We start from the raw sequence: 26,244 nt of genomic DNA on the forward strand, positions 1-26,244 counted from the left end.
TGAATGACCGACTCAGGCAGGACGTCGATCGATGAAAGCCAAACTGCGGAACAGGGCTTCGATTCGCGGCATGTCGCATCCCGCGGCTTTCGCGGCTGCCAGGGGCCGGGCGTAGATCGCCTCCAGCTCCAGTGGCCGCCCGTGCAGATGATCGTGATACATGCTCGGCCAATAATCGGGCATCTTTTCGGTCATCATGAACAGATGCTCGGCGTACCCGGCGGGCACCTGATAACCACAGGCGGTGGCGCCCTGCACCACTTCGGCCATCAACGCCTTGATCAGTTCCCGGCTATTGGTATCGGCCATCAACGGCACAGTGCTCGCGCGCAACAGCACCGAGAGTCCGTTGTAGGGGATATTCCAGACCAGTTTCTGCCAGCGTGCCTGATGCAGATTTGCCATGGCCTGGGAGTCGATGCCGGCGAAGTGGAACAGTCCGGCGCCTTCTTCGGCTATTGCCTGGCGCGCCGGCAGGTCGGCGGCAGGACCGCTGTGATAACCGACATGCACTGCGCCAAGGGCCTGATGAGTAATAACCCCGGGCGCCTCGCGATGGACACAGATGTAACAGAGACCTCCGAGCACGTGCAGCGAATCAGGCAGCGATTCGCGCAGGCTGTCTTCGACGCCCAGGCCATTTTGCAACAGCAGCACCTTGGCGTCAGCCGCGCCAGCTCGAACGATGGTGGATGCCAGCTCGGCGTTACTGGTGGTTTTCGTCCCCACCAGCAACCAGTCACAGGGCGGCATGTCGTCGACCGAGGAATAGGCTTGCACCGGGAAAACGTTCAATGTCCCATGCTGCGCACTGTGCACTTGCAGGCCACGTTCGGCCACGGCGTGGAACTCGCTGCGCACCAGGAAATGCACATCGAAGCCGGCATGCGCCAACATCGCCCCGTAAAATCCACCGATCGCCCCGGTGCCTATAATGCCGATTGTCGGCCTCGCTGCTGCCCCCGTCATGGCAACTCCTCTGCTGTTCGTGTCAGCGCCTTAGTCAGCGCCTCATTGAGTTCAGTAGTCTCAAGGCGCGAATTCAGTGCCCCGAAGAATTCACCGTCACGCACGACAAACAGCGCTGGCAAGTGAAAGACCTGGTAACGCTCGACCACGCCACCGTTGCTGCCGGCATCAATCCAGCACAGCCGGTCGACCTCCAGCGCCTGCCCGGGCAAGCGAGCCCTGGCATAACGGCAACTGGCGCAGCCGACGCTGGTGAAAATCACCAGCGAAACACCGCTCAGCGCCAGCAGCCGTTGGTCGGCATCGAAATCGGTCAGTTCCAATTCGACCACTATACTGGGGGAAACGCTGTCAGATGACCGACACATGGAGTCTGTGTTCATGGGACGTTTTCTTCCTCACCCTGACGATGTGCCCGTTGAATTAACGTTGCTCAAACATGAATGCATATCGCGACAACGGCTGCACACTATCAGCCTCGGCGGCATGGCTTGCAATTATCACCGCGCCTGGCGCCACGGCACGGCGCTTGAAGTGCGCATGCCGACCCTCAACCCGGACCTGCGCTACCTGGGCTATGTAGCCTGGTGCCTGCGCCGCAAGCGCGGGTATCTGGTAGGCATAGCCTTTGTCGACGAACAGATGCTGTTCAGCGCGAGAATGGGCGAGCAGATTTGCCAGATCGAACGCTATTGCCGCCTGCATGAACCGCACAGCGAGCGCCAGGACAACCAGGCACTGGCGCTTGAATGGGTGCAGCAGCATGCCGATGAGTTCTCCCACGACACGGTAAGCAAGGCTTTTGCGCAGCCTGTGCTGGATTAAACCCACTTCTGCCCATTGTCGAGCCACGGTGTAACGCGCTAAGGTTCCGCTCCCCGACGCGCTTAATTTGCTGTGCTCCGCCGCGCGGGTTCGCTGGCGGCCGGCACCCGTGACCTGACGAGTAAACGATGGCTGATTTACCGATCAACGACCTAAACGTCGCCTCCAACGAGACGCTGATCACTCCTGACCAGCTCAAGCGTGATATTCCCCTGAGCGACGCTGCCTTGCGCACCGTCACCAAGGGTCGCGAAGTCATTCGCAACATTCTTGATGGCACCGATCACCGCCTGTTCGTCGTTATCGGGCCTTGCTCGATCCACGATATCAAGGCCGCCCACGAATACGCCGAGCGCCTCAAGGTGCTGGCCACCGAAGTGTCCGATACTCTGTATCTGGTCATGCGAGTGTATTTCGAGAAGCCACGTACCACCGTTGGCTGGAAGGGCCTGATCAACGATCCGTACCTGGATGACTCCTTCAAGATTCAGGACGGTCTGCATATCGGTCGTCAATTGCTGCTGGACTTGGCCGAGATGGGCCTGCCCACCGCCACCGAAGCCCTTGACCCGATCTCCCCGCAGTATCTGCAGGACCTGATCAGCTGGTCGGCCATTGGCGCGCGCACCACCGAATCCCAGACTCACCGTGAAATGGCTTCCGGCCTGTCCTCGGCTGTCGGCTTCAAGAACGGCACCGACGGCGGCCTGACCGTTGCGATCAACGCCCTGCAGTCGGTTTCCAGCCCGCACCGTTTCCTGGGCATCAATCAGGAAGGTGGCGTGTCGATCGTCACCACCAAGGGCAATGCCTACGGTCACGTGGTACTGCGCGGCGGCAACGGCAAACCGAACTACGATTCGGTTAGCGTCGCGCTCTGCGAGCAGGCACTGAACAAGGCGAAGATCAAGCCGAACATCATGGTCGACTGCAGCCACGCCAACTCCAACAAGGACCCCGCCCTGCAACCGCTGGTGATGGAGAACGTGGCCAACCAGATCCTCGAAGGCAACCAGTCGATCATCGGCCTGATGGTCGAGAGTCACCTGAACTGGGGCTGCCAGGCCATTCCGAAGGATCTGGCCGACCTGCAATACGGCGTGTCGATCACCGACGCCTGCATCGACTGGTCTGCCACCGAGACGACCTTGCGCAGCATGCATGCCAAGCTCAAGGACGTACTGCCAAAACGCGCTCGCGACTGAGCACGGCCAAGCGGGTCAGTAAACGCAACGCAAAAAAAACGCCGGGGCAGCCCGGCGTTTTTTTGCGTTGCGTTTACTGGCTCAGCTTGGCGGCATGGCGCTGGTGACGTTCCATGTAGCGCTCCACATAGGAGCACGATGGAATGACCGTGTAGCCCATTTCCTCGGCGTACTGCAGCGCCTGCTCGGTCAACGCGGCGGCAATACCGCGACCACGCAACGCGTTGGGTACGAAGGTACGATAAATATCCAGGGTCTGTTTACCCAGGTCCATATAGGTCAGGTAGGCACGATGACCGTCCACATTGGTCTCGAACTGATGACCAGCCTGGTCATGGTGGATGGACAACGCCTCGCTCATCACTACTCCTCGCGGGTCTTGAATTTTGACCCCTACCTTACCGATGTTTTTCCGGCGAAGGAACATCTACGCCACCCCGTGCCTGAAAGGACACCGAGAAGAGCTGCACCAATCTCGCGCAACCGGGCACGTACAAATAGTAGGCACCATTGGCAAAAATGCTCAAGGTACGCTCGTCATTACGCAGATTGGCGGGTGCTGCTCCGGGGGAGACGCAGGGACTTCAAGACCGGGGATTTCCCGCAGCCGATTACCTGAACATTGCCGGATGTTGAGACTTAAGACGAGCGCCCGTTGTTAAAGTCACCTCAACTAGCAGAAAGATAAGCGAAGCACTGCACAATTCCCGAACAAAAGTGTAGACGAAATCATTTAGACAGACTTTACCCTAGACCGCAAAAACAGCGCTGCAGATCGGGAACTTTTTCCGGGGGGCTCGCTCAGATCGGGGCTCGCAGCTGGATATTTTTTATACAAAGCAGTTAAAAGTTGCTCGAAAAAGAATCAACGCCTACAATTTTTTTTGCTTCTTGCTACACGTCAGTTTACTTACTACAAGTAATGGGTAGTATGTACGCCGGCTATTTCCTCACTCTGAGGAGACAGCTACTTAATAGAAAGTCCTTGAAGGGGAACACGATGAACAACGTTCTGAAATTCTCTGCTCTGGCCCTGGCCGCAGTTCTGGCTACCGGTTGCAGCAGCGCATCGAAAGAAACCGAAGCACGTCTGACTGCTACCGAAGACGCAGCAGCTCGCTCCCAGGCTCGTGCAGACGAAGCTTACCGTAAAGCTGATGAAGCTCTGGCTGCTGCTCAAAAAGCACAACAGACTGCTGACGAAGCTAACGAGCGCGCTCTGCGCATGCTCGACAAAGCTAGCCGCAAGTAATAATCCCTCGGGATTGTTATCAAGCCGACCCATTTTTGGGTCGGCTTTTTTATTGCCCGGATTTTCCTGCGGACAATAAAAAACCCGTCGACGCGATTCACGTCGACGGGCTTTTGCACAGGCCTACTGCTGCAGGTCGATAGGTGAGCTGGTCACCATCGGCGCCGCACCATTGGGTACGGCGATCTCCACTGGCAAGCCATCTTCGGCTGCGACCACATCACGCACCACATCCCAGTTCATGCGCAGGTTGTTGGTGATGTCCTCACGCTTGAGCATCGCGTTGATCACCGCCGTGTGCTTGTCGACTACCGACGGGTTGCCGTTGTCGTCAAGCGGCGTGTGCGCCTCGAGGTAGACCTTGCCGCCACTCACGCCGAACTTGTACGGGTCGTTGATGATACGCACCGAGGTACCCACCGGGACCATGCTCGCCATTTCCAGGACGTTATTGTTGAACATGCGGAAACAGCCATGGCTGGTGCGCATGCCGATGCCGAATTTCTTGTTCGAGCCATGGATCAGGTAGCCCGGGGTACCCAGGTTGAACTTGAACGGCCCCAATGGGTTGTCCGGACCGGCCGGTACGACGTTGGGCAGAGGATCGCCATCGGCAAGGTGTTCGGCCTTGATCGACGCAGGCGGCGTCCAGGTCGGATTGTGTGTCTTGGCGGTGATGGTGGTATGCGCAATCGGCGAGCCCCAGCCTTCACGGCCAATGCCCAGCGGGAAGGTGTACACCACGTCCCGGCCTTTGGGGTAGTAATAAAGGCGGTACTCGGCGAGGTTGATCACGATGCCTTCACGCGGCCCTGGGGGCAGGATGAAGCGCGTTGGCAGAATGATTTCGGTGCCCACGCCAGGCAGCCAGGCGTCGACGCCCGGGTTGGCGGCGACCATTTCCGAATAGCCCAGGTCGTAGGTGGTGCCAAGGTCGGCGAAGGTATCTTCGTACTTGGCCTTGATCACTTGCACCTGGCCAATGATGTCTTCACCGGGTGGCGGAAGAGGCAACTCCAAGGCTGCCACGGGGCCTGCGGCACAGAGCGCGGCAAGAGTCAGGCAGCGGGTGACGGCGGGAAAGCGCGGCAACATCCGGAAAATCCTTCGCATGATCGACAAGGTATAAAAACGCGATTGTACACTGGCGCTTCGCTATTCGGGGAGACGCACCGATAGAGCGCGCATTGGCTGGGGGGGCTTGGTGGGTGGGGGGTTCGGTTTATTTCGAAACCCCTGCTAACGAATTCGGCCTGAGATTATGGGGGCCTTGGGGTCGGTGGAGCTGGGTAGCTGCGGGAGCCGTAGGAGCTGTCGAGTGAAACGAGGCTGCGATCTTTTGATCCCGCTTTGCGTACATATCCATTGCTGCGGTCAGGGCTGCTTATGGTTCCGCTCTTACAGCGGGTCACTTTCGAAAAGGCTGCGCGCCCCGGCGCAAAGTAACCCGCTGTAAGAGCGGAACCATCAGAAGCCGTTACCGCAAAAATGGATATGTACACAAAGCGGGATCAAAAGATCGCAGCCTCGTTTCACTCGACAGCTCCTACGGCTCCTACAGCTCAAACCGCAGTTCTGGCCAGATCGGCGAAGTCCCGCGTTTCTGCGATTCCAGAATCGCACGACACAACGAACACAAGCGCTGGTCCTGAAACACCCGACGATCCACACTCGACCAACGTGGCTGCGCCGGCAGGAGGCTGCCGCAGAGGGTCCGGTCTGCCGAGCCGCCCAGTTCAAGCTGTCGGGTCACCAGATGCACACGCACTTCCTGGCAGGCGAACAGATCCAGCTGCTCGTCAGGCTCGATCAGTTGATAGGCGAAAAGTGACCAGGCGGGACGCGGCATCGGGGGCTCCAAATCGGGGGCGCCACCTTAGCCGAAACGCAGCCAGTAGAAAAGCGTCAAAGCAGCGGTTTCAGTGTCGGCCAGACATTTTCCAGCAACTTGCCCTGAGCCCCTGCAGCCGGGTGCAGGCCGTCGCTTTGCATCAGGTCCGGATGCCCACCCACCCCCTCCAGAAAAAAGGGTACCAGCGGGATTTTTTTCTCGTCGGCCACGGTGCTGTAGACCTCGGCAAAAGCCTTGGTATAGCGAGCACCATAATTGGGCGGCAATTGCATGCCCAGCAGCAACACTTTTGCTCCGCTGGCGCGCGAGCTGTCGATCATCGACGCAAGATTTTGTTGCAATTGAGTTGGGAGCATCCCGCGCAAGCCATCATTGCCACCCAGCTCGAGGATCACCAACTCCGGCTTATGCTCTGCAAGCAGCGCCGGCAGGCGCGCCTGGCCTCCGGCACTGGTGTCGCCACTGATGGATGCGTTGACCACCTTATCGTCGAAACCTTCGCGCTTGAGCCGCTGCTCAAGCAAAGACACCCAGCCTAAGCGGGTATCCAGGCCGAAACCCGCGCTGATACTATCGCCAACGATCAGGACTGTACCCGCCGCTGCGTTCTGGGCCATGCACATCAAGGCCAGGCCAGCACTCAAAAACCACACTCGCATCGGATTCTCCATGGGCGCAAGCATTCTCACCGCGAAGAACCTCAGCAAAGTGGTACCCAGCGCGGAAGGTGAACTGACTATCCTGCACGAACTCGGCCTGGAACTGAACAAGGGCGATAGCCTGGCTATTGTCGGCGCCTCAGGATCAGGCAAATCCACCCTCCTCGGTTTGCTCGCCGGCCTCGACCTGCCCAGCAGCGGCGAAGTCACACTGGCCGGCCAGGCCCTGAGTAATCTTGACGAAGACCAGCGCGCGCGCATCCGGGCCGAGCACGTCGGTTTCGTGTTCCAGTCGTTCCAGCTGCTCGACAGTCTCAACGCCCTGGAAAACGTCATGCTGCCGCTGGAGCTGGACGGTCGCAAGGACGCCCGCGAACGGGCCACGCAGTTGTTGCAGCGGGTAGGCCTGGGCCAGCGCCTGACCCATTCACCGCGCCAGCTCTCTGGTGGCGAACAGCAACGCGTGGCAATTGCCCGCGCGTTCGCAGCCGAGCCCGACGTACTGTTTGCCGACGAGCCCACGGGCAACCTCGACAGCCACACGGGCGAGCGCATCAGCGACCTGCTGTTCGAACTCAACAAAGAGCGCGGCACCACGCTGGTGCTGGTGACTCACGACGAACGCCTGGCACACCGGTGCCGGCGCCTGATCCGCCTTGAAGCCGGCCTGCTGGTCGCCCCTCTGGAGCCTTGATGGCACGCCTGCCGCTATTGCGCCTGTTCAGCCTTGCCCTGCGCCAACTGCTGCGCGACGCCCGCGCCGGTGAGCTGCGGGTGTTGTTCTTCGCCTTGCTGGTCGCCGTGGCGGCGAGTACGGCCATTGGTTATTTCGGCGCCCGCCTGAACGGCGCCATGTTGCTGCGGGCCACCGAGTTCCTCGGCGCCGACCTGCTGCTCGAAGGCAGCTCGCCAGCGCGACCGGAACAGATCACCAGCGGCGTCGAGCTGGGACTCGAACACGCCCAGGTGGTCGAGTTCTCCAGCGTGATCGCCACCGACAACGGGATCCAGCTGTCGAGCATCAAGGCGGCAGATAACGCCTACCCATTACGCGGCGAACTGAAAAGCGCGCCTGCGCCCTTCGCCCCGGAAGAGCCCGGGGGTGGTCCGAAACCCGGCGAAGCCTGGGTTGAAGCGCGACTGCTGACAGCCCTGGACCTGAAGATGGGCGACAGCATCGACGTCGGCATGAAAACGCTCAAACTCGCCAGGGTACTGACCTATGAACCCGATCGGGCGGGGAATTTCTACAGCCTGACGCCACGGGTCATGATCAACCTCAGCGACCTGGCGGCCACTGGCGTGGTCCAGCCCGGCAGCAGGGTCAGCTACCGGGAACTGTGGCGCGGCAAGGCCGAGGCACTGGAAAGCTATCGACAAGCGATCAAGCCCGGCCTGGCGCCGAATCAGCGGCTGCAGGATGCCCGCGATGGCAATCGGCAAATCGGTGGTGCGCTGGGCAAGGCCGAGCGCTACCTGAACATGGCCAGCCTGGTCGCGGTGCTGTTGTCCGGAGTAGCGGTGGCCCTGTCGGCCACGCGCTTCGCCACTCGCCGCTTCGATGCCAGCGCACTGCTGCGCTGCCTGGGCCTGTCACGCCGGGAAACCCTGCTGTTGTTCAGCGTGCAGCTGGCTGTGCTGGGCTTGCTGGCGAGTATCAGCGGCGCGGTGATCGGTTGGCTGGCGCAGCTCGGGTTGTTTGCGTTACTGCATGACCTGCTGCCTACCGATGTCCCGCCTGGCGGCCTGTTCCCGGCCATGGCCGGGATCGGCACCGGGCTGGTGGCGTTGGCCGGCTTTGCCCTGCCGCCCCTGGCGGCGTTGGGTCGGGTGCCGCCGCTGCGCGTGTTGCGTCGAGACATGCTGCCCATACCGTCCAGCACCTGGATGGTCTATGGCGCGGCCTTGGGGGCACTGGGGCTGATCATGTGGCGCCTGAGCCTGGACCTGGTGCTGACCTTCGCCCTGCTCGGCGGCGGCGTCATTGCCGCGCTGGTCCTGGGCGGCTTGCTGTTGCTGCTGCTCAAAAGCCTGCGGCGCATGCTGGCACGCGCTTCCCTGCCCTGGCGCCTGGGGCTGGGCCAGTTGCTGCGCCACCCCCTGGCAGCTGCGGGGCAGTCCCTGGCGTTCGGTCTGATCCTGCTGTCCATGGCGTTGATCGCCCTGCTGCGCGGCGAATTACTCGATACCTGGCAGAACCAGCTGCCGAAAAATGCTCCAAACTATTTTGCACTGAATATTTTGCCGGCAGACAAGCAGGCATTCACCGACCGCCTGATCGAACTCTCGGCACAGGCAGCACCCTTGTATCCGGTGGTGCCCGGAAGGCTGATCAGTATCAATGGCGAACCGGTGCAGCAAATCGTCAGCAAGGACTCAGCCGGAGATCGGGCCATCCAGCGCGACCTGAGCCTGACCTGGGCGGCCGACCTGCCAGCGGGTAACAAGCTCACCGCCGGCAACTGGTGGACCGAACAGACGCCCGACGAGATTCCCGGGGTATCGGTGGAGGGCAAGGTTGCCGAAAGCCTGAAGCTCAAGCTGGGCGATCACATGGTTTTCACCGTTGGCGGCGTCAATCGCGAAGCGAAAGTCACCAGCTTGCGTGACATCAACTGGGACAACTTCCAGCCCAACTTCTTCATGATCTTCCAGCCCGGCACCCTTAAGGACCTGCCGGCCACCTACCTGACCAGCTTCTACCTGGCCGCTGGGCATGACCAGCAGATCGTCGACCTGTCCCGAAGCTTTCCGGCAGTGACCATCCTGCAAGTCGAAGCCCTGCTGGAACAGCTGCGCAGCATCCTCGCCCAGGTCACCCTGGCGGTGGAGTACGTCCTGCTGTTCGTCCTGGCGGCTGGCATGGCGGTGCTGTTTTCCGGATTGCAGGCAACACTGGATGAACGCATTCGCCAGGGCGCCCTGCTACGTGCGCTGGGCGCGGAACGGAAGCTGTTGGTCAAGGCCCGGCGGATCGAGTTCGGTCTGCTGGGGGCAGTGAGTGGCCTGCTCGCGGCACTGGGCTCGGAACTGGTCAGCCTGGTGCTATACCGCTATGCATTTGACCTGCCGTGGCAGCCGCATCCATGGCTGCTGGTATTGCCATTGATCGGTGCCGTGCTTATTGGCGGCGCGGGCGTATTCGGTACCCGTCGGGCCCTGAATGCCAGCCCGCTGACCGTGCTGCGCGAGGGTTGATCGACGCCTGAGCGGTCGCCCTACCCTGGGCGATCGTTTGGCGTTTGCCCGTAGGAGATGGCGTTGATCCACCACAACGTTTCGCCCCCCGGGGTCTGCACCACCGCCTCGTCACCCACTTCCTTTTTCAGCAACGCGCGCGCCATCGGTGAATCGATCGAGATGTAATCGTTGCGCCCGTAGATTTCGTCATACCCCACCACGCGAAATTTCTTGATGTCCCCGGCCTCGTTTTCAATCTCGACCCAGGCGCCGAAAAACACCCTTCCCTCCTGCTCCGGCGAGTACTCGACCACCCGCACATCCTCCAGCCGCTTGCGCAGGTAGCGCACCCTGCGATCAATTTCGCGCAGCAGCTTCTTGTTGTACTGGTAATCGGCATTCTCACTGCGGTCGCCCAGGGAGGCGGCCCAGGTGACCTTGCGAGTCGTGTCCGGACGCTTCTCCCGCCAAAGGTAATCGAGCTCCTGTTTCAGGGCGTCATGCCCTTCTTTTGTGATGATGTTGGTACTCAAGTCGAGGGCCTCCTTGGGGCGAGTCACGAATGCATGGCACTGAAAAAAAATTTTCCTTTTCTACCCAGGCTTGCGGGAAATGAACGTCTGACAACTCAGGTAGTTAGCTGCAAGTACTCAACTGACTCTACGGAACGTCTGTCGGGTATCGCTAGTTTTATGACGCTTTCCCGGGCAAAAGCAAAATACCTTGCTAACATCTTGTTACATAGGCCAATAAATTGGCACCTTGAATTCACGCAAATTCCCTTTCATCCACAAGATCCATCGGGAGGACGGCATGATCGTGCAGCAGCTGCTTGAGAAAAGCCAAACGAAGATTCGAAAGATTGGGTTATCCAGCGCGAGTCATCAGCTTTTTTTGAAGACGGTCAACGCCTTCATGCTGTTCAAGATACTGCGCGGGGTCACGCTGCAGAAAGTCGACCCCGCGTTCCTCGACTACCCATCGCACTTCAAGCCGATGTTCCTGAGTGAACAGATGATGCGCCACTACGCGCGCGATCCAGTCAATGAGATGCCCGAGAGCTTTATCGAAGAATCCCTGGCCAAGGGCGATCAATGCTTCGGCATCTTCGATGGCGCGGTATTAGCCTCTTATGGCTGGTATTCACGCAAACCGACGCACATCGATCCGCCAGAACTGTTCCTGCACTTCAGCCCCTCTTACGTCTACATGTACAAAGGCTTCACCCATCACGAGTATCGCGGTCAGCGCCTGCACGCCATAGGCATGAACCTTGCTCTCAAGCATTACCTGGAGAAGGGTTACAAAGGCCTGGTCTCTTATGTGGAGTCGAGCAACTTCGATTCGTTGAAGTCCATTTACCGCCTGGGCTATCTGAACGTAGGCTCGATCTACCTGATCCGTCTGTTCGGTAACTACCAGAGCTTTGCCAGCAAAGGCTGTGACGCTTTTGAGTTGGCCCTTAAGACGCTCGTCTGATTGATTCGCGCGAATACCGACGCCAGTGCCAGCCGCTGGCACGCGCCGTCAATCGACAAAACGGTAACATTCAGCGTCGTGTAATCAGGCCCTGGCGGGCCACGCGGATCAATTGGCTGATCATTTCGCCGGCCCCTTCAACAGTCGGTGACTGAATCACCGCCAGGTCGAAGCTGTCGCTGGCGAAACGCGCCAGGGTCTCACCGTCTTCGACGAACTGGATAAGGAATGCCGCAGGACCACCCGTGCGGCGAGGCCAGCCATCGAGATAACGCAGGAGCGTTGGCTGATGTTTGCCGCCAAGCAGGATTTTGGGATTGCGCTGGGTGAGGTGTGCCGTGATCGGCGCGGGGCGTACAACGGGGCTTAATGCATTCATCGTGTCGTGTCTCTGCCTCAAAGGTCTGCATGGCAGGTGAGAGGCAACACCGAACCAGCGCTTTAGCGGAATTTCGAAGCCTGTTTCCAAGCTTCTGTCGGTAACTGATCGAGTCACCTGGCGCCCCGCAAGTAGCTGTTTAAATCGGCGCATGAGCAGCATCCTAGAGAAGCCGACACGGCAGTGTCAAGAATTGAGAGCAACAAAAAAGGCCCGCGTGATGCGGGCCTTTTGGTTGATCCAGAGCGGTTAGCCGGCGATGGCGCGGTCTGCCGACAGCTTGCCGGCGCCTTCGATCAACACCGCAATGGAGCCACCGAGCAGGGCCAGGGCAAATTCGTAACCGTTGTTGGCCATGAACAGGCCGTTGCTGATGTGCACGCTGAAGATGGCAACCAGCGACACAAACGTGAGGCCCAATGCCGCCGGGCGCACCAACAGGCCGATGATCAATGCCAGGCCGCCAAAGAACTCGGTGCCTCCAGCCAGCGTCGCCATCACATAGCCAGGCGTCAGGCCCAGGCTTTCCATGTACTGCGCAGTGCCGGCCAAACCGTAACCGCCAAACGCACCAAAGAGCTTCTGCGCGCCGTGGGCGGCAAAGATGATGCCGACGAAGATCCGCAGGACAGTCAAGCCGTAGCCGGCGCGGGTAAACAGGACCTTGTTGATCAGTGTGCTCATGCTGTGTCATCCATTCTTGGTTTGAGTGTGGTTGGCCGCTATATTAATCGGTTATTTTTATGTTAAAAGCGTAAATATCTCAGCATAACAATCAGTTTAGTAGATCATTTCCGTGTGACAACCTTTTGCCCCTGAGGCTCCAGCGATTCTCGCTCCCGATCGAACGCCAGGTAATACTTGTTCACGCTATTAACATAGCTGACCGGCCCCATTCCAACCTGCTCCATGGCAATGCGCTCCACCTGGAAAAACCATTGATTAGGGTTCAAGCCTCGACGTCGTGCCTCGGCGCGCATGCCCTGGACCCGCTCCGGCCCAATGTTGTAAGCGGCCAGCACAAACGCCATGCGCTCACGCTCATTGAGCTTGGGGCTGGCAAAGAATTTGCGGCGAATCATCGCCAGGTACTTGGCCCCGGCCTGAACATTGGCATCCAGTTCCTGAATGTTATTGACGCCTACCCGTTGCGCCGCCGCCGGGGTGATCTGCATCAGCCCGGTCGGGGCACCGCCGCTGCGGGCACTGGGTTGCAGCCCGGATTCCTTGAATGCCAGCGCCGCCAGATTCAGCCAGTCCATGCCTTGGGCCGCCGCGTGCTTCTGCAGCACCGGGCGCAGCTTTTCCAGGCGCTGACGATTGGCCTTGGCCAAGGGATAGTGCACTTGATACAGCCGACGGTAGATGCGCAGGAAGGCCACATCCTGGTCCGAAGGTTTCTTGTAGGTGAGTAGAAAGCGGTCGATGCTGGCCCGCAGCATTGAAGCATCGCGCCGCACGAACCAGAACTCTTCTCCCGGCTCGCTGATCAGCACCTTCCGGTCGAGGCGCAACTTGGGCAGAATCTTGCCCCAGCGCTCGGCAATCGGTTGTTCGACTATCGTCAGGTGGAAGATGCCGCCCTGGACCATTTCCAACACATCCTCGACCGCGAGGCTGGGGTCGACCCACTCGACGTTCACCGGCGGCAATTTATGCAGCGCCAGTTTCTGATTGATCTGGCTGAGCGCATCCCCGGCAGCGCTGCCCGTCGGCAGGGCCAGGGTCTTGCCGGACAACTGCTCCAGGCGGGTGTAACTCCGCTCGCCCTTGATCCCGACCAACACCAACGGAATATTGCTGGCAATGGGTTGACTGGTGCTGATGGCGTGGCCGGGCTGCAGGTCGAGCAATTCCCCTGGCGCCACCAGGTCACCCTCCCCGCGCTGCAATGCGCCGATCAGTTGATCTTTGCCTTTGGGGATTATCTTGAGGGAGATTTCCTGACCGTCACGGGCGTGACCATTGAGGTATTGCTCAAAGGCGCGCAGGCGGTGGTATTCGACGCCGATCGCCTGGCCTTCGACTTCCCCGGAGCTGTTGCGGCTTTGGTTAACCAGCACGCGCAGCACCCGGCTGCTGCGGATTTCCGCCAGATCACGGACCTTCGCGGCGGGTACGGCTTGCAGCGGGCCGGCCAGACGCGCAACCGCCGGCATCGGCAGTAGCAACGATAAACACAGCAACAGCAACACCGAGGGACGGGTCATCCACTCTCCGGAAAGAAAACTGGGCCGATTTCAAGGAGTGAGCGAAATCGAACGTCAGAAACAGCGCTGACAAGGCGCGAGAAAACGGCTTCATGCGGGCCAACTGACCAGCACGACCTCCCTCGCGGCATCAAGAGACAGCTACAACTGATTGTAGTTCTTGGCTTTTCTTATAAATCTGCAGCTCTGATATGCTTTCCGGCCTTTGGTCCGAGGTAGCACCATGCAACTCATCGATATCGGCGTCAACCTGACCAACCCCAGTTTTGCCGACAAGCACCAGGCGGTACTCGACCGTGCGTACGCCGCCGGCGTGTGCCAACTGGTCCTTACCGGCACCAGTCTCGAAGGCAGCGAACAGGCCTTGGAGCTGTGCCAGCAGCTGGACGAAAGCAACCAGCGGCTGTTTGCCACTGCCGGCATCCACCCGCATTCCGCCAGCGACTGGAACGCCGATAGCGCCCGGCGCCTGCGCAGTTTGCTCAAGGAACCCAACGTTGTCGCCGTGGGCGAATGCGGGCTGGACTTCAATCGCGACTTCTCGCCGCGCCCGCAACAGGAGAAGGTGCTGGAGGAGCACCTGGCCATGGCGGTCGAACTGCAATTGCCGGTGTTCCTGCACGAGCGCGATGCCAGCCAGCGCCTGCTGGACATCCTGCGCGACTATCGGGATCAGTTGCCGGCTGCCGTGGTGCATTGTTTTACCGGGGAAAAAAAGGCCTTGTTCAGCTACCTCGACCTGGACTTGCACATCGGCATTACCGGATGGATCTGCGACGAACGCCGGGGCACGCACCTGCACCCTCTGGTAAAGGAGATCAAACGCGGTCGATTGATGCTGGAGAGCGATGCGCCGTACCTGTTGCCTCGCAGCTTGCGGCCCAAACCGAAGAATGGCCGTAACGAACCCGCGTATCTGACGGAGGTGTTGCGTGAGGTGGCATTGCATCGGGGGGAAAGCGAGGAAGACCTGGCAGCACACACCACCGCGTGCGCCCGCACGTTCTACGGGCTGCCCGAGGTGGATACTCACTGAACTCGCCCTCTGTAGGAGCGAGCTTGCTCGCGATGAACTCAGAGGCGCCGCATTAACCAGCATTAACGCGTCTTCGTTGACGATCATCGCGAGCAAGCTCGCTCCTACAGTGAATCTCGTGGGGGGATGCACCACGTTTGTTTAGTGGCCGCTGCGCAGCATTTCCTTCGGCACATACTTGCCGATCTCGAACTTGCCAATGGCGGCGCGGTGCACTTCGTCCGGGCCATCGGCCAGGCGCAAGGTGCGTTGCATCGCGTACATGTAGGCCAGCGGGAAATCGTTGGAAACCCCGGCGCCGCCGTGAATCTGAATCGCGCGGTCGATCACGCGCAAGGCCACGTTGGGAGCAACCACCTTGATCTGCGCGATCTCGCTCCTGGCCACCTTGTTACCGACGGTGTCCATCATGTAAGCGGCCTTCAAGGTCAGCAGGCGCGCCATGTCGATTTCCATACGCGAGTCGGCGATCTTGTCGATGTTACCGCCCAGGCGCGCCAGTGGCTTGCCGAACGCGGTACGGCTCACTGAACGTTTGCACATCAACTCCAGCGCACGTTCGGCCATGCCGATAGAACGCATGCAGTGGTGAATCCGCCCCGGGCCAAGGCGACCCTGGGCGATTTCAAACCCGCGGCCCTCGCCCAACAGGACGTTTTCAAACGGCACCCGGACATTTTCAAACAGCACTTCGGCGTGACCATGCGGTGCATCGTCGTAACCGAACACCGGCAGCGGACGCAGGATCTTCACGCCAGGGGCATCCACCGGCACCAGGATCATCGAGTGCTGGGCATGCCGCGGTGCGTCAGGATTGCTCAGGCCCATGAAGATCAGGATTTTGCAGCGCGGATCACAGGCGCCGGAGGTCCACCACTTTTTGCCATTGATGACCCACTCATCGCCGTCACGCACGGCGCGGGCGGCCATATTGGTAGCGTCGGAGGACGCCACGTCGGGCTCCGTCATGGCGAAGGCTGACCGAATTTCGCCACGCAACAGGGGCTCGAGCCAGCGCTGCTTCTGCTCATCGTTGGCGTAACGCACCAGCACTTCCATGTTGCCGGTGTCGGGAGCCGAGCAGTTGAAGGGCTCAGGGCCGAGCAAGGAGCGACCCATGATTTCCGCCAGCGGCGCGTATTCCAGGTTGGTCAGGCCGGCACCCAGCTCGGACTCGGGCAGAAACAGATTCCACAAGCCCTCGGCCTTGGCCTTGAGTTTGAGTTCTTCCATGATCGCGGTCGGCTGCCAGCGATCGCCTTCGGCGACCTGACGCTCGAACACGGCTTCAGCGGGATAAACGTAGGTGTCCATGAACGCGGTCACGCGCTCACGCAGTTCTTGCACCTTGGGCGAATAAGCGAAATCCATGGGCAGCTCTACCTTTTAACGGGGGTTTTAATGAGTTGTTCAGGTCATGGATTTGATGCTAGAACAGTGACGAAAATTTACCTAGCCTATTCTCGGCGTGTATTAACATTCATCACCGATATATGATCCACTGATCGCCAAGGCCACCGAGCCCACACAATAAGAGTGCAGCGCCATGAATCTGAGCAAGGTCGACCTCAACCTTTTCATCGTCTTTGACGCGATCTACACCGAAGCCAACCTGACTCGCGCCGGACAGATCGTTGGCATCACCCAGCCGGCGGTGTCGAACGCCCTCGCCCGCCTGCGCGAGACATTCAACGACCCGTTGTTCGTGCGCACCGCCCAGGGCATGGTCCCGACGCCCATGGCGCAGAACATCATCGGGCCGGTGCGCAATGCGCTCTCGCTGCTGCGTGTATCCGTTCAGGAAAGCCGCATATTCAACCCGCTGCAGGCAGTCAAGACGTATCGCATCAGCATGACCGACCTCACCGAGGCGGTGATCCTGCCCCCGCTGTTCCAGCGCCTGCGTCGCCTGGCGCCGACCGTGATCATCGAGAGCTTTCTGTCCAAGCGTCGCGAGACGACCAAGGAACTGGCGGCCGGGCGCCTCGACTTCGCCGTCGATGCCCCGCTCAATACCGACCCTCAGGTACGCCATGTCAAGTTGATGGAGGACCGCTACGTGTGCGCCATGCGCAGGGGGCATCCGCTGGCGAACAAGGAAAAATTCAGCCTCGATGACTACTTGTCCCTGACCCACATTCATATTTCCAGCCGGCGCAGTGGCCTGGGCCATGTCGACCTGGCGCTGGGCAAGATGGGCATCCAGCGCAAGATCGCCCTGCGCTCGCAGCATTACCTGATGGCGTCGCAAGTGCTGCAGCAGACGGACATGGTAATGACCGTGCCCGAGCGCTTTGCCCGTCGCAACGATCTGCATGCCTTCAGTTTACCGGTCAACGATGTGCCCCCGGTGGAGACCCACCTTTACTGGCACGAAAGCACTGACCAGGACCCGGCCAACCGCTGGATGCGCGAGCAGATGATCGAGTTGTGCCAGCAGGTGACGGCGCATGAGAAGAAACTGGATAAGGTGTAGGGCTTTTGCCCTTGACGTAAACGTCAACCTGCCTTTAGCTTAGCGCCATGACCCTTTTTCGAGCGCGCCCATGAGCAGCCTGACCTACAGCATCTCCGACCTCGCCCGCGAGCTGGACATTACCACCCGGGCGATCCGCTTCTATGAAGAACAAGGCCTGCTCAGCCCCGAGCGACGCGGCCAGGAACGCATCTATTCGCCCCGGGACAAGGTCAGCCTGAAGCTGATCTTGCGCGGCAAGCGCATCGGTTTTTCACTGGCCGAATGCCGCGAGCTGATCGAACTCTACGACCCTGCCGGGGGCAACCAGAAACAGTTGCAGACCATGTTGAACAAGATCGCCGAGCGTCGTGATCAACTGGAACAGCAGATGCTCGACATCGAGCAGATGAAGCTGGAACTGGACACGGCGCAGGAGCGCTGCACCCAGGCCCTGGAACAGACGATCAAGAGCCAGCAAGCACTTCAATAATCCCACACATCTCCTCTGCAGGAGCAAGCTTGCTTGCGATGGAGTCAAGGTCAACGCGTTTAATCAGGAAACCCGCGTTATCGCTAACGACCATCTCGAGCACGCTCGCTCCTGCAGGGCTATCAGCACAGGTCTATTCCCATGTCCCTTCCAACTCACGTGCGCCTGATCGAAGTGGGTCCCCGCGACGGTTTGCAAAATGAAGCCCAGCCCATCAGCGTCGCCGACAAGGTGCAACTGGTCGACGCGCTGAGCGCCGCTGGCCTTGGTTACATCGAGGTCGGCAGTTTCGTTTCGCCCAAATGGGTGCCGCAGATGGCAGGTTCGGCAGAAGTCTTTGCGCAGATCCAGCGCAAACCAGGCGTCACCTACGGCGCACTCGCCCCCAACCTGCGTGGGTTCGAAGACGCCATTGCTGCCGGGGTCAAGGAAGTTGCGGTGTTCGCCGCCGCCTCCGAAGCCTTCTCCCGGCGCAACATCAATTGCTCGATCAGCGATAGCCTGGAGCGCTTCGTTCCCATCATGGACGCAGCCCGACAACACGGGATAACGGTGCGCGGTTACGTGTCCTGTGTGCTGGGCTGCCCCTACGAAGGAGATGTAGCACCCGAGCAAGTCGCATGGGTTGCTCGCGAGCTGTACGCGATGGGCTGTTACGAGGTATCCCTGGGCGACACCATTGGTACCGGCACCGCAGGCGCCACTCGCAGGATGTTCGAAGTGGTTTCGGCCGATGTCCCTCGAGACAAACTCGCCGGGCATTTCCATGACACCTACGGGCAGGCCATGGCCAATATCTACGCCAGCCTGCTGGAAGGCGTCTCGACCTTCGACAGCTCCATCGCCGGCCTCGGCGGCTGCCCCTATGCCAAAGGCGCCAGCGGTAACGTGGCTACCGAGGATGTGGTCTACCTGCTTAACGGCATGGGCATACACACCGGTATTGACCTGGACGCCTTGATTCTGGCAGGCCAGCAGATCTGTACCGTGTTGGGCCGCCCTACCGGATCGCGGGTTGCCAAGGCACGCAGTGCACAGTGAGCGAGCGGTTGTGTCGGGGTGTTACCGCCAGCCGTGAAATGTGGGCGCAATCGAGTAACACGGAAACAGATTATGAGAGTCAGAGCCTTCGGCAAAAACCAGTCAAATCATAAGTATCTGTTTTTAAAGCTTTTTTAAAAGTTGGCACGGCTCCTGCTATCTCTTTGGCATAACAAGAATAAAAAGCAGCAAACCAATAAAAATAAGACGTAACGACTCTGACATAACAAGAACAACACGGCAGAGACGCAGCTAACAGATTTTTTTGGAGAAGGTGTGCTTTTCAGGGTGCTTTTCGGAGTAACCCGCAACCGGGCAGAGAACAATAAAACTACCTTCAGGTAGCTCCCGAACTGGTTGGATCGCTTGGCGAAAAAGCAGATCAGCGCTCAAAAAAATACGTTTGCTCTTGATCCCGGATGGGGATCGACAAAAACAGCGGTAAAGGGTCACGGTTACCAAAAACAACAACAGACCGCCCCTCAATAATAAAAAAAGAGCACGCGCAACGACAAATTAAAGGGGAGCTTCGGCTCCCCTTTGTGCTGTCTGGGATTCGGGTTTTCGACATCACCACCACCAACAATGAATTTACCCTGTGGGAGTAACAGTCTTCCCCCTGCCACATCAGTATCGAATGTGCAGACGCCATCGCGGGCAAGCCCGGCTCCCACAGTCTTCATCTCCCGAGAAGGGTCCGCTTTCTATCCTCATCCGCCCTACTGCCGCCCAAGTTGACGTTAACGTAAAGGGTGATTGACAGCGCTTCGTCACAGGCTTACGTTAACGTAAAGGTGAGAGCTGCAGCACCGCCCTCCCCACCCAACAAAAAAGCCAAAAGGTGTCCCATGAGCTACCCATCCCTGAACTTTGCCCTCGGTGAAACCATCGACATGCTGCGTGATTCGGTTGAGTCCTTTGTTGCCAGCGAGATCGCCCCGCGCGCCGCCCAGATCGACATCGACAACCTGTTTCCAGCAGACCTGTGGCGCAAGTTCGGCGACATGGGCCTTTTAGGCATCACTGTCAGCGAAGAATACGGTGGCGCTGGCCTGGGTTACCTGGCGCACGTGGTGGCCATGGAAGAAATCAGCCGCGGCTCGGCTTCAGTTGCGCTGTCCTACGGCGCGCACTCCAACCTCTGCGTCAACCAGATCAACCGCAACGGCAATCATGAGCAGAAGACCAGGTACCTGCCCAAGCTGATCAGCGGCGAGCACATCGGCGCCCTCGCCATGAGCGAACCGAACGCCGGGTCCGACGTCGTATCGATGAAACTGCGCGCCGACAAGCGTGGTGATCGCTACGTGCTCAATGGCAGCAAGACCTGGATTACCAACGGCCCCGACGCCAACACCTACGTGATCTACGCCAAGACCGACCTGGAAAAAGGCCCTCACGGCATTACTGCTTTCATCGTCGAACGCGACTCGAAAGGCTTCAGCCGCAGCAACAAGTTTGACAAGCTCGGCATGCGTGGCTCGAACACCTGCGAGCTGTTTTTTGATGACGTCGAGGTGCCGGAAGAAAACATCCTGGGCGTACTCAATGGCGGCGTGAAAGTATTGATGAGCGGTCTCGACTACGAGCGCGTTGTGCTGTCCGGCGGCCCGACCGGCATCATGCAGGCCTGCATGGACCTGATCGTTCCCTACATCCATGACCGCAAGCAATTTGGCCAGAGCATCGGCGAGTTCCAGCTGATCCAGGGCAAGGTCGCCGACATGTACACCCAACTCAACGCCAGCCGAGCCTATCTGTACGCAGTGGCCCAGGCCTGCGAGCGCGGCGAGACCACGCGCAAGGACGCCGCCGGCGTCATCCTGTACAGCGCCGAACGCGCCACGCAAATGGCCCTCGACGCGATTCAGATTCTTGGTGGCAACGGCTACATCAATGAATTCCCCGCGGGCCGTCTGTTGCGTGACGCCAAGCTCTACGAAATCGGCGCGGGTACCAGTGAAATTCGTCGCATGCTCATCGGTCGTGAATTGTTTAACGAAACCCGCTAACCGGAGTTGTCCATGGCTATCCTGCATACCCTGCTCAACCCCCGCTCGGCGGAGTTCGCGGCCAACAGCGCGGCGATGCGCAAACAGGTCGACGCCCTGCACACCCTGCTCGCCCAGGTGCAGCAAGGTGGCGGCCCCAAAGCGCAAGAGCGACACACATCAAGGGGCAAGTTACTGCCTCGTGAGCGCATCAACCGGCTGCTCGATCCCGGTTCGCCCTTCCTGGAAATCAGCCAGCTGGCAGCCTACGAGGTGTACGGTGAGGATGTTCCGGCGGCTGGCGTGATCGCCGGAATTGGCCGCGTGGAAGGCGTCGAATGCATGATCGTCGCCAACGATGCCACGGTAAAAGGTGGCTCGTACTACCCACTGACCGTGAAAAAACACCTGCGCGCCCAGACCATCGCCCAGCAAAATCGCCTGCCTTGCATTTACCTGGTGGACTCCGGTGGCGCGAACTTGCCTCGCCAGGATGAAGTGTTCCCGGACCGCGAGCACTTTGGCCGAATCTTCTTCAACCAGGCCAACATGAGTGCCATGGGCATTCCACAGATCGCCGTGGTCATGGGCTCCTGCACCGCTGGCGGCGCCTATGTTCCGGCCATGGCAGACGAGGCAATCATGGTGCGCAACCAGGCGACCATCTTCCTTGCCGGCCCGCCTTTGGTGAAAGCCGCGACGGGTGAAGTCGTCAGCGCCGAAGACCTTGGTGGCGCCGATGTGCACTGCAAGGTTTCCGGTGTCGCCGATCATTACGCCGAGAGCGACGAGCACGCCTTGGCCATTGCCCGGCGCAGCATTGCCAACCTTAACTGGCGCAAGCTCGGCGAAGTGCAGCAACGCACCCCGATCGCCCCGCTGTATGGCAGCGATGAGCTCTACGGCGTTGTATCGGCTGACGCCAAGCAACCTTTTGATGTGCGTGAAGTCATCGCACGGCTGGTGGACGGCTCGGTGTTCGACGAGTTCAAGGCGTTGTTCGGCACGACGCTGGTCTGCGGTTTTGCCTACCTGCACGGTTATCCGATCGCGATTCTCGCCAACAACGGCATTCTGTTCGCCGAAGCCGCGCAGAAAGGCGCGCACTTCATCGAACTGGCCTGTCAACGCGGCATCCCATTGCTGTTCCTGCAGAACATCACCGGCTTCATGGTTGGCCAGAAATACGAAGCCGGAGGCATCGCCAAGCACGGTGCCAAACTGGTGACCGCCGTGGCGTGCGCCAAGGTGCCAAAGTTCACCGTGATCATTGGCGGCAGCTTCGGCGCCGGCAACTACGGCATGTGCGGACGCGCCTACGACCCACGCTTCCTGTGGATGTGGCCAAATGCGCGGATTGGCGTGATGGGTGCCGAGCAGGCTGCCGGCGTGCTGGTGCAAGTCAAGCGCGAGCAGGCCGAGCGCGGTGGCCTGAGCTTCAGCGCCGAGCAGGAAGCCGAGATCAAGCAACCTATCCTCGATCAGTACGAACAGCAGGGACATCCCTACTACTCCAGCGCCCGGCTGTGGGACGACGGCGTCATCGACCCCGCGCAGACCCGCGATGTGTTGGCCCTGGCCTTGTCGGCCGCGCTGAACGCGCCAGTAGAACAGAGCCGTTTCGGCGTATTCCGGATGTGATTTTCTGTGTGAGCGGGCTTGCTGGCGAAGGATTCACCGCGGTCTTCCATGTACCGCGCTATCGTTCTTCGCCAGCAAGCCCGCTCACACATGAGTTGTGGAGACAGACAAAATGAGCGACTTCAACACCCTCCAATTGCACACCGACCCCCGGGGTTTCGCGACCTTGTGGCTCGCTCGCGAAGACAAGAACAACGCCTTCAACGCGCAGATGATCCGCGAGCTGATCATCGCCCTGGATAAGGTTTCGGCCGATACCAGCCTCAGATTCCTGCTGTTGCGCGGCCGCGGCAAGCATTTCAGCGCCGGCGCCGACCTGGCCTGGATGCAGCAGTCCGCCGAACTGGATTACCACACCAATCTCGACGATGCCCGCGAGTTGGCCGAGTTGATGTACAACCTCGCCAAACTGAAAATCCCCACCCTGGCCGTAGTGCAAGGGGCGGCGTTTGGGGGAGCACTGGGTTTGATCAGCTGCTGTGATATGGCCATTGGTGCCGATGACGCGCAATTGTGCCTGTCGGAAGTGCGCATCGGCCTGGCGCCTGCCGTGATCAGTCCGTTCGTGGTGCAAGCGATCGGCGAACGCGCAGCGCGTCGCTACGCCCTGACGGCCGAGCGGTTCAACGGCCAGCGGGCACGGGAGATCGGCTTATTGTCAGAAAGCTACCCGCTGGCAGAGCTGGAATCGAAGGTCGAGCAGTGGATCGACAATTTACTGCTTAACAGCCCCGCCGCCATGCGCGCCAGCAAGGATTTACTGCGCGAAGTGGGGAACGGCGCGCTGACACCGGCGCTGCGGCGCTACACAGAGAATGCTATTGCGCGGATCCGCGTCAGCCCTGAAGGCCAGGAAGGCTTGCGTGCCTTCCTGCAAAAACGCCCGGCGAACTGGCTCGCCACCCCAAACACGAAGGAGCCGCGTTGATGAGCACGCCCGTCATTACCACTTTACTGGTGGCCAACCGCGGCGAAATCGCCTGCCGGGTGATGCGCACCGCCAAGGCCCTGGGCCTGACCACCGTGGCCGTGCACAGCGCCACTGATCGTGAGGCCAGGCACAGCCGCGAGGCCGATATCCGGGTGGACCTGGGTGGCAGCAAAGCCGCCGACAGCTACCTGCAGATCGACAAACTGATTGCTGCTGCACTGGCCAGTGGTGCCCAGGCGATTCATCCGGGGTATGGTTTCCTGTCCGAGAACGCCGGATTTGCCCGGGCCATCGAGAATGCCGGCTTGATCTTCCTCGGCCCTCCCGCCTCGGCGATCGATGCAATGGGCAGCAAATCCGCCGCCAAGGCGTTGATGGAAACCGCCGGCGTGCCACTGGTGCCTGGTTATCACGGCGAAGCCCAGGACCTGGAAACCTTCCGCACAGCCTGTGAACGCATCGGTTATCCAGTGCTGCTCAAGGCCACGGCAGGCGGCGGCGGTAAAGGCATGAAAGTGGTCGAGGATGTCAGCCAACTGGCCGAAGCCCTGGCCTCGGCGCAGCGTGAAGCCCAATCGTCATTTGGCGACTCACGCATGCTGGTAGAAAAATACCTGCTCAAACCGCGGCACGTGGAGATCCAGGTCTTTGCCGATCAGCAGGGCAATTGCCTGTACCTCAATGAGCGCGACTGCTCGATCCAGCGTCGCCACCAGAAGGTTGTCGAAGAAGCCCCTGCTCCAGGCCTGAGCGCGCAATTGCGCCGCGCCATGGGCGAAGCCGCCGTACGCTCGGCACAGGCCATTGGCTACGTCGGAGCCGGTACGGTGGAGTTCCTGCTGGACTCTCGAGGCGAGTTCTTCTTCATGGAGATGAATACTCGTCTGCAGGTCGAGCACCCGGTGACCGAAGCCATTACCGGGCTCGACCTGGTCGCCTGGCAAATCCGCGTGGCCCGGGGTGAAACCCTGCCGATGACCCAGGAGCAGGTGCCCCTGATCGGACACGCCATTGAAGTCAGGTTGTACGCCGAAGACCCTGGTAATGACTTCCTGCCAGCGACAGGACGTCTGGAGTTGTATCGCGAGTCGGCGCCCGGCGACGGACGTCGAGTCGACAGCGGCGTGGAAGAAGGTGATGAGATCTCGCCGTTCTACGACCCGATGCTGGGCAAGCTGATTGCCTGGGGCGAAGACCGCGAACAGGCGCGGCTACGCCTGCTGGGCATGCTCGACGAGTTCGCGATTGGTGGCCTCAGGACCAACATCAACTTCCTGCGCCGGATCATCGGCCATCCAGCTTTTGCCGCCGCAGAACTGGATACCGGGTTCATCCCGCGATACCAGGAGCAGTTGCTGCCAAAACCGGCAGAGCTGGGTGAGGATTTCTGGCAAGCCGCTGGCCAGGCATTTGCCCAAAGTCAAACCACCGCGCCGCGCACTGACGACCTGGCGTCGCCTTGGGCGAGCGGCAACGGTTTTCGTACCGGGCTGCCAACGCAGATCAGCCTGCACCTGAGCTGCGAAGGCCAGGACCGTGCTCTTACGCTGGGCGCAGTCGATGCAAGCACAGCACAGCTCAAGGGCGAGCAACTGCTGACCGAGCAAGAAGGCCTGCGCCGACAGCACCGGGTCATTCGCCGCGACGGCGTGGTCTATCTGCAATGGGATGGGGAGCTTCGCCGCATCGAATCCTACGACCCGATCAGTGCCGTGGAAGCCAGTCATAGTCATCAGGGCGGCCTGACCGCACCCATGAACGGCAGTATCGTGCGGGTCCTGGTAGAGATCGGGCAATCGGTTGAAGCCGGCGCGCAGCTGGTAGTGCTGGAAGCCATGAAAATGGAACACAGCATTCGTGCGCCGCACGCGGGAGTGATCAAGGCGCTGTACTACCAGGAAGGCGAAATGGTCAGTGAAGGCAGCGCGCTGGTCGAGCTGCAAGAGGCTTGAAACAAGGAACGGTCCTACCCCCTGGCAGGGCCGATCTGATCAGAACTTGGCGGTGGCCTGTACGACCACGCCGATGATTCGGCAGTCGGCAGTGTACAAAGCCTTCGGATAAGTAGGGTTGAGCGGGACCAGGTAACGTTGGCCGCCCTCCTCGATCAATTTGCGGAAAGTGGCTGCGACGCTGCCGGGCCATTGGGCAATCACCAGCTTGCCGGGCAGCACCTCAACCTCCGGATCGACCAGGATCAGCATGTCGTGGGCAATGCTCGGCCCACTGGGCGCGTTCATCGCATCACCCTCTACCTTGAGCCAGAACGCGCCGCCACGAGCGTGGTAGTCGGACAGCTCGAACTGCGTCGCACCGTACACCGGCAACTCCCCATCGCGCAGCTGCTGTGCGTCTTGCCAATCACTGATCGGGTAGCGAAATGAAGGGTTATAGCGCTGCGCCAAGGGAGGATTATCTTCCTCGTAAGCCTCGACCTCCCGGAGCACCATTGCCACTTCGAGGAAATCCAGGCCCAAGGCTTGCAGCACACGGTTCATGTCGTCGACAGCAGGCTGACGTCGTTTATTCAGCCAGTGTCCAACACCACCCTGCGACATCCCAAGACGATCTGCGAGTATCTCCTGAGTGATATTGAGCTCACTCATCTTGGCCTTGACCAATTCAATCCATTTATCCATGTCGGCA

General features: G+C 59.9%; 26 protein-coding genes. 14 read left to right on the forward strand and 12 right to left on the reverse strand.

All coding sequences use genetic code 11. From position 1 onward, the window contains the following. Nucleotides 1-12: 12 nt before the first annotated feature. Both AAEZ05_RS15210 and AAEZ05_RS15215 read right to left on the reverse strand, forming a co-directional pair. On the reverse strand, nt 13-969 hold the full coding sequence (locus tag AAEZ05_RS15210; RefSeq protein ID WP_205892947.1) for a putative 2-dehydropantoate 2-reductase: 957 nt from the start codon (nt 967-969) through the stop codon (nt 13-15). Next, nucleotides 966-1,352, reverse strand: coding sequence for a YbbN family protein (locus AAEZ05_RS15215; RefSeq protein ID WP_045060203.1), 387 nt, complete (start codon nt 1,350-1,352; stop codon nt 966-968). Before AAEZ05_RS15215 ends, AAEZ05_RS15210 begins: the two co-directional genes overlap by 4 nt. Here AAEZ05_RS15215 and AAEZ05_RS15220 point away from each other — a divergent pair. After that, nucleotides 1,351-1,794: a PilZ domain-containing protein gene (locus AAEZ05_RS15220; RefSeq protein ID WP_045060202.1), complete on the forward strand. Its 444-nt coding sequence runs from the start codon at nt 1,351-1,353 to the stop codon at nt 1,792-1,794. The genes AAEZ05_RS15215 and AAEZ05_RS15220 overlap by 2 nt on opposite strands. A 128-nt stretch (nt 1,795-1,922) precedes the next feature. Next, on the forward strand, nt 1,923-2,999 hold the full coding sequence (locus tag AAEZ05_RS15225; protein ID WP_350599758.1) for a 3-deoxy-7-phosphoheptulonate synthase: 1,077 nt from the start codon (nt 1,923-1,925) through the stop codon (nt 2,997-2,999). A 73-nt stretch (nt 3,000-3,072) separates the two neighbouring features. Here AAEZ05_RS15225 and AAEZ05_RS15230 read toward each other — a convergent pair whose 3' ends face one another. Then, nucleotides 3,073-3,360 (reverse strand): GNAT family N-acetyltransferase, encoded by a 288-nt coding sequence (locus tag AAEZ05_RS15230; RefSeq protein ID WP_020800382.1) that lies wholly within the window; start codon nt 3,358-3,360, stop codon nt 3,073-3,075. Nucleotides 3,361-3,999: 639 nt separating this feature from the next. On the opposite strand from AAEZ05_RS15230, the gene oprI reads away from it, so the two are divergent. Further along, nucleotides 4,000-4,251 carry an outer membrane lipoprotei OprI gene (gene oprI, locus AAEZ05_RS15235; protein WP_003199355.1) on the forward strand — a complete coding sequence of 84 codons (252 nt, stop codon included), beginning with the start codon at nt 4,000-4,002 and terminating at the stop codon, nt 4,249-4,251. Between the two features lie 123 nt (nt 4,252-4,374). On the opposite strand, the gene AAEZ05_RS15240 is transcribed toward oprI, so the two are convergent. The 3 genes from AAEZ05_RS15240 to AAEZ05_RS15250 all read right to left on the reverse strand — a co-directional run bounded on the left by AAEZ05_RS15240 (nt 4,375) and on the right by AAEZ05_RS15250 (nt 6,762). Continuing rightward, a complete protein-coding gene (locus AAEZ05_RS15240) occupies nt 4,375-5,346 on the reverse strand; it encodes a L,D-transpeptidase family protein (protein WP_045060200.1) in 972 nt (323 codons plus the stop codon). A gap of 460 nt (nt 5,347-5,806) precedes the next feature. Continuing rightward, complete coding sequence (locus AAEZ05_RS15245; protein WP_003226812.1) at nt 5,807-6,100, reverse strand: hypothetical protein; 294 nt, start codon at nt 6,098-6,100, stop codon at nt 5,807-5,809. Between the two features lie 56 nt (nt 6,101-6,156). Next, entirely contained in the window at nt 6,157-6,762 is a 606-nt protein-coding gene (locus AAEZ05_RS15250) for an arylesterase (RefSeq protein WP_045060199.1), read from the reverse strand. 10 nt (nt 6,763-6,772) lie between these two features. Here AAEZ05_RS15250 and AAEZ05_RS15255 point away from each other — a divergent pair, with 10 nt between their 5' ends. Continuing rightward, nucleotides 6,773-7,456: an ABC transporter ATP-binding protein gene (locus AAEZ05_RS15255; protein WP_350647900.1), complete on the forward strand. Its 684-nt coding sequence runs from the start codon at nt 6,773-6,775 to the stop codon at nt 7,454-7,456. After that, on the forward strand, nt 7,456-9,960 hold the full coding sequence (locus AAEZ05_RS15260; protein ID WP_045060198.1) for an ABC transporter permease: 2,505 nt from the start codon (nt 7,456-7,458) through the stop codon (nt 9,958-9,960). The genes AAEZ05_RS15255 and AAEZ05_RS15260 overlap by 1 nt, the downstream gene beginning before the upstream one ends. Nucleotides 9,961-9,980: 20 nt before the next feature. On the opposite strand, the gene greB is transcribed toward AAEZ05_RS15260, so the two are convergent. Continuing rightward, nucleotides 9,981-10,475, reverse strand: coding sequence for a transcription elongation factor GreB (gene greB, locus AAEZ05_RS15265; protein WP_045060197.1), 495 nt, complete (start codon nt 10,473-10,475; stop codon nt 9,981-9,983). A gap of 382 nt (nt 10,476-10,857) precedes the next feature. Here greB and AAEZ05_RS15270 point away from each other — a divergent pair, with 382 nt between their 5' ends. Further along, a complete protein-coding gene (locus AAEZ05_RS15270; RefSeq protein WP_205892942.1) occupies nt 10,858-11,421 on the forward strand; it encodes a GNAT family N-acetyltransferase in 564 nt (187 codons plus the stop codon). Nucleotides 11,422-11,491: 70 nt separating this feature from the next. Here the strand turns inward: AAEZ05_RS15270 and AAEZ05_RS15275 are convergent, their stop codons facing one another. From AAEZ05_RS15275 to AAEZ05_RS15285, 3 genes are all read right to left on the reverse strand, one after another. Further along, on the reverse strand, nt 11,492-11,800 hold the full coding sequence (locus tag AAEZ05_RS15275; RefSeq protein WP_350647902.1) for a class I SAM-dependent methyltransferase: 309 nt from the start codon (nt 11,798-11,800) through the stop codon (nt 11,492-11,494). A 249-nt stretch (nt 11,801-12,049) separates the two neighbouring features. Next, on the reverse strand, nt 12,050-12,484 hold the full coding sequence (locus AAEZ05_RS15280; protein ID WP_045060195.1) for a DoxX family protein: 435 nt from the start codon (nt 12,482-12,484) through the stop codon (nt 12,050-12,052). Between the two features lie 104 nt (nt 12,485-12,588). Beyond that, nucleotides 12,589-14,010, reverse strand: coding sequence for an MltF family protein (locus AAEZ05_RS15285; protein ID WP_205892941.1), 1,422 nt, complete (start codon nt 14,008-14,010; stop codon nt 12,589-12,591). A gap of 223 nt (nt 14,011-14,233) precedes the next feature. Between AAEZ05_RS15285 and AAEZ05_RS15290 the strand changes: the two genes are divergently transcribed. Continuing rightward, nucleotides 14,234-15,046, forward strand: coding sequence for a TatD family hydrolase (locus AAEZ05_RS15290; RefSeq protein ID WP_350647904.1), 813 nt, complete (start codon nt 14,234-14,236; stop codon nt 15,044-15,046). A gap of 141 nt (nt 15,047-15,187) precedes the next feature. On the opposite strand, the gene AAEZ05_RS15295 is transcribed toward AAEZ05_RS15290, so the two are convergent. Further along, entirely contained in the window at nt 15,188-16,417 is a 1,230-nt protein-coding gene (locus AAEZ05_RS15295) for an acyl-CoA dehydrogenase (protein WP_205892939.1), read from the reverse strand. 175 nt (nt 16,418-16,592) lie between these two features. Between AAEZ05_RS15295 and AAEZ05_RS15300 the strand changes: the two genes are divergently transcribed. The 7 genes from AAEZ05_RS15300 to AAEZ05_RS15330 all read left to right on the forward strand — a co-directional run bounded on the left by AAEZ05_RS15300 (nt 16,593) and on the right by AAEZ05_RS15330 (nt 25,550). Then, a complete protein-coding gene (locus AAEZ05_RS15300; RefSeq protein WP_045060191.1) occupies nt 16,593-17,522 on the forward strand; it encodes a LysR family transcriptional regulator in 930 nt (309 codons plus the stop codon). A 70-nt stretch (nt 17,523-17,592) separates the two neighbouring features. Then, complete coding sequence (locus AAEZ05_RS15305) at nt 17,593-17,994, forward strand: MerR family transcriptional regulator (RefSeq protein WP_045060190.1); 402 nt, start codon at nt 17,593-17,595, stop codon at nt 17,992-17,994. Nucleotides 17,995-18,135: 141 nt separating this feature from the next. Continuing rightward, complete coding sequence (locus AAEZ05_RS15310; RefSeq protein WP_350647906.1) at nt 18,136-19,035, forward strand: hydroxymethylglutaryl-CoA lyase; 900 nt, start codon at nt 18,136-18,138, stop codon at nt 19,033-19,035. Between the two features lie 848 nt (nt 19,036-19,883). After that, on the forward strand, nt 19,884-21,047 hold the full coding sequence (locus AAEZ05_RS15315) for an isovaleryl-CoA dehydrogenase (protein WP_350647908.1): 1,164 nt from the start codon (nt 19,884-19,886) through the stop codon (nt 21,045-21,047). 12 nt (nt 21,048-21,059) lie between these two features. Beyond that, nucleotides 21,060-22,667 carry a carboxyl transferase domain-containing protein gene (locus AAEZ05_RS15320; RefSeq protein WP_350599764.1) on the forward strand — a complete coding sequence of 536 codons (1,608 nt, stop codon included), beginning with the start codon at nt 21,060-21,062 and terminating at the stop codon, nt 22,665-22,667. A 112-nt stretch (nt 22,668-22,779) separates the two neighbouring features. Then, the gene (locus tag AAEZ05_RS15325; RefSeq protein ID WP_045060186.1) at nt 22,780-23,595 is read left to right on the forward strand and encodes a gamma-carboxygeranoyl-CoA hydratase; all 816 of its coding nucleotides are present in this window, start codon (nt 22,780-22,782) and stop codon (nt 23,593-23,595) included. Beyond that, the gene (locus AAEZ05_RS15330) at nt 23,595-25,550 is read left to right on the forward strand and encodes an acetyl/propionyl/methylcrotonyl-CoA carboxylase subunit alpha (protein WP_350647910.1); all 1,956 of its coding nucleotides are present in this window, start codon (nt 23,595-23,597) and stop codon (nt 25,548-25,550) included. The genes AAEZ05_RS15325 and AAEZ05_RS15330 overlap by 1 nt, the downstream gene beginning before the upstream one ends. A gap of 39 nt (nt 25,551-25,589) precedes the next feature. On the opposite strand, the gene AAEZ05_RS15335 is transcribed toward AAEZ05_RS15330, so the two are convergent. Beyond that, complete coding sequence (locus AAEZ05_RS15335; protein WP_350647912.1) at nt 25,590-26,237, reverse strand: XRE family transcriptional regulator; 648 nt, start codon at nt 26,235-26,237, stop codon at nt 25,590-25,592. Nucleotides 26,238-26,244 lie beyond the last annotated feature (7 nt).

It is taken from the genome of Pseudomonas sp. HY13-MNA-CIBAN-0226 (assembly GCF_040310305.1).
Lineage (GTDB): Bacteria > Pseudomonadota > Gammaproteobacteria > Pseudomonadales > Pseudomonadaceae > Aquipseudomonas > Aquipseudomonas gregormendelii.

Coding starts and splice junctions, on each gene's coding strand:
- AAEZ05_RS15210 (WP_205892947.1), bottom strand. CDS start 969: ATGACGGGGGCAGCAGCGAGGCCGACAATCGGCATTATAGGCACCGGG.
- AAEZ05_RS15220 (WP_045060202.1), top strand. CDS start 1,351: ATGGGACGTTTTCTTCCTCACCCTGACGATGTGCCCGTTGAATTAACG.
- AAEZ05_RS15215 (WP_045060203.1), bottom strand. CDS start 1,352: ATGAACACAGACTCCATGTGTCGGTCATCTGACAGCGTTTCCCCCAGT.
- AAEZ05_RS15225 (WP_350599758.1), top strand. CDS start 1,923: ATGGCTGATTTACCGATCAACGACCTAAACGTCGCCTCCAACGAGACG.
- AAEZ05_RS15230 (WP_020800382.1), bottom strand. CDS start 3,360: ATGAGCGAGGCGTTGTCCATCCACCATGACCAGGCTGGTCATCAGTTC.
- oprI (WP_003199355.1), top strand. CDS start 4,000: ATGAACAACGTTCTGAAATTCTCTGCTCTGGCCCTGGCCGCAGTTCTG.
- AAEZ05_RS15240 (WP_045060200.1), bottom strand. CDS start 5,346: ATGTTGCCGCGCTTTCCCGCCGTCACCCGCTGCCTGACTCTTGCCGCG.
- AAEZ05_RS15245 (WP_003226812.1), bottom strand. CDS start 6,100: ATGCCGCGTCCCGCCTGGTCACTTTTCGCCTATCAACTGATCGAGCCT.
- AAEZ05_RS15250 (WP_045060199.1), bottom strand. CDS start 6,762: ATGCGAGTGTGGTTTTTGAGTGCTGGCCTGGCCTTGATGTGCATGGCC.
- AAEZ05_RS15255 (WP_350647900.1), top strand. CDS start 6,773: ATGGGCGCAAGCATTCTCACCGCGAAGAACCTCAGCAAAGTGGTACCC.
- AAEZ05_RS15260 (WP_045060198.1), top strand. CDS start 7,456: ATGGCACGCCTGCCGCTATTGCGCCTGTTCAGCCTTGCCCTGCGCCAA.
- AAEZ05_RS15270 (WP_205892942.1), top strand. CDS start 10,858: ATGCTGTTCAAGATACTGCGCGGGGTCACGCTGCAGAAAGTCGACCCC.
- AAEZ05_RS15275 (WP_350647902.1), bottom strand. CDS start 11,800: ATGAATGCATTAAGCCCCGTTGTACGCCCCGCGCCGATCACGGCACAC.
- AAEZ05_RS15280 (WP_045060195.1), bottom strand. CDS start 12,484: ATGAGCACACTGATCAACAAGGTCCTGTTTACCCGCGCCGGCTACGGC.
- AAEZ05_RS15285 (WP_205892941.1), bottom strand. CDS start 14,010: ATGACCCGTCCCTCGGTGTTGCTGTTGCTGTGTTTATCGTTGCTACTG.
- AAEZ05_RS15290 (WP_350647904.1), top strand. CDS start 14,234: ATGCAACTCATCGATATCGGCGTCAACCTGACCAACCCCAGTTTTGCC.
- AAEZ05_RS15295 (WP_205892939.1), bottom strand. CDS start 16,417: ATGGATTTCGCTTATTCGCCCAAGGTGCAAGAACTGCGTGAGCGCGTG.
- AAEZ05_RS15300 (WP_045060191.1), top strand. CDS start 16,593: ATGAATCTGAGCAAGGTCGACCTCAACCTTTTCATCGTCTTTGACGCG.
- AAEZ05_RS15305 (WP_045060190.1), top strand. CDS start 17,593: ATGAGCAGCCTGACCTACAGCATCTCCGACCTCGCCCGCGAGCTGGAC.
- AAEZ05_RS15310 (WP_350647906.1), top strand. CDS start 18,136: ATGTCCCTTCCAACTCACGTGCGCCTGATCGAAGTGGGTCCCCGCGAC.
- AAEZ05_RS15315 (WP_350647908.1), top strand. CDS start 19,884: ATGAGCTACCCATCCCTGAACTTTGCCCTCGGTGAAACCATCGACATG.
- AAEZ05_RS15320 (WP_350599764.1), top strand. CDS start 21,060: ATGGCTATCCTGCATACCCTGCTCAACCCCCGCTCGGCGGAGTTCGCG.
- AAEZ05_RS15325 (WP_045060186.1), top strand. CDS start 22,780: ATGAGCGACTTCAACACCCTCCAATTGCACACCGACCCCCGGGGTTTC.
- AAEZ05_RS15330 (WP_350647910.1), top strand. CDS start 23,595: ATGAGCACGCCCGTCATTACCACTTTACTGGTGGCCAACCGCGGCGAA.
- AAEZ05_RS15335 (WP_350647912.1), bottom strand. CDS start 26,237: ATGGATAAATGGATTGAATTGGTCAAGGCCAAGATGAGTGAGCTCAAT.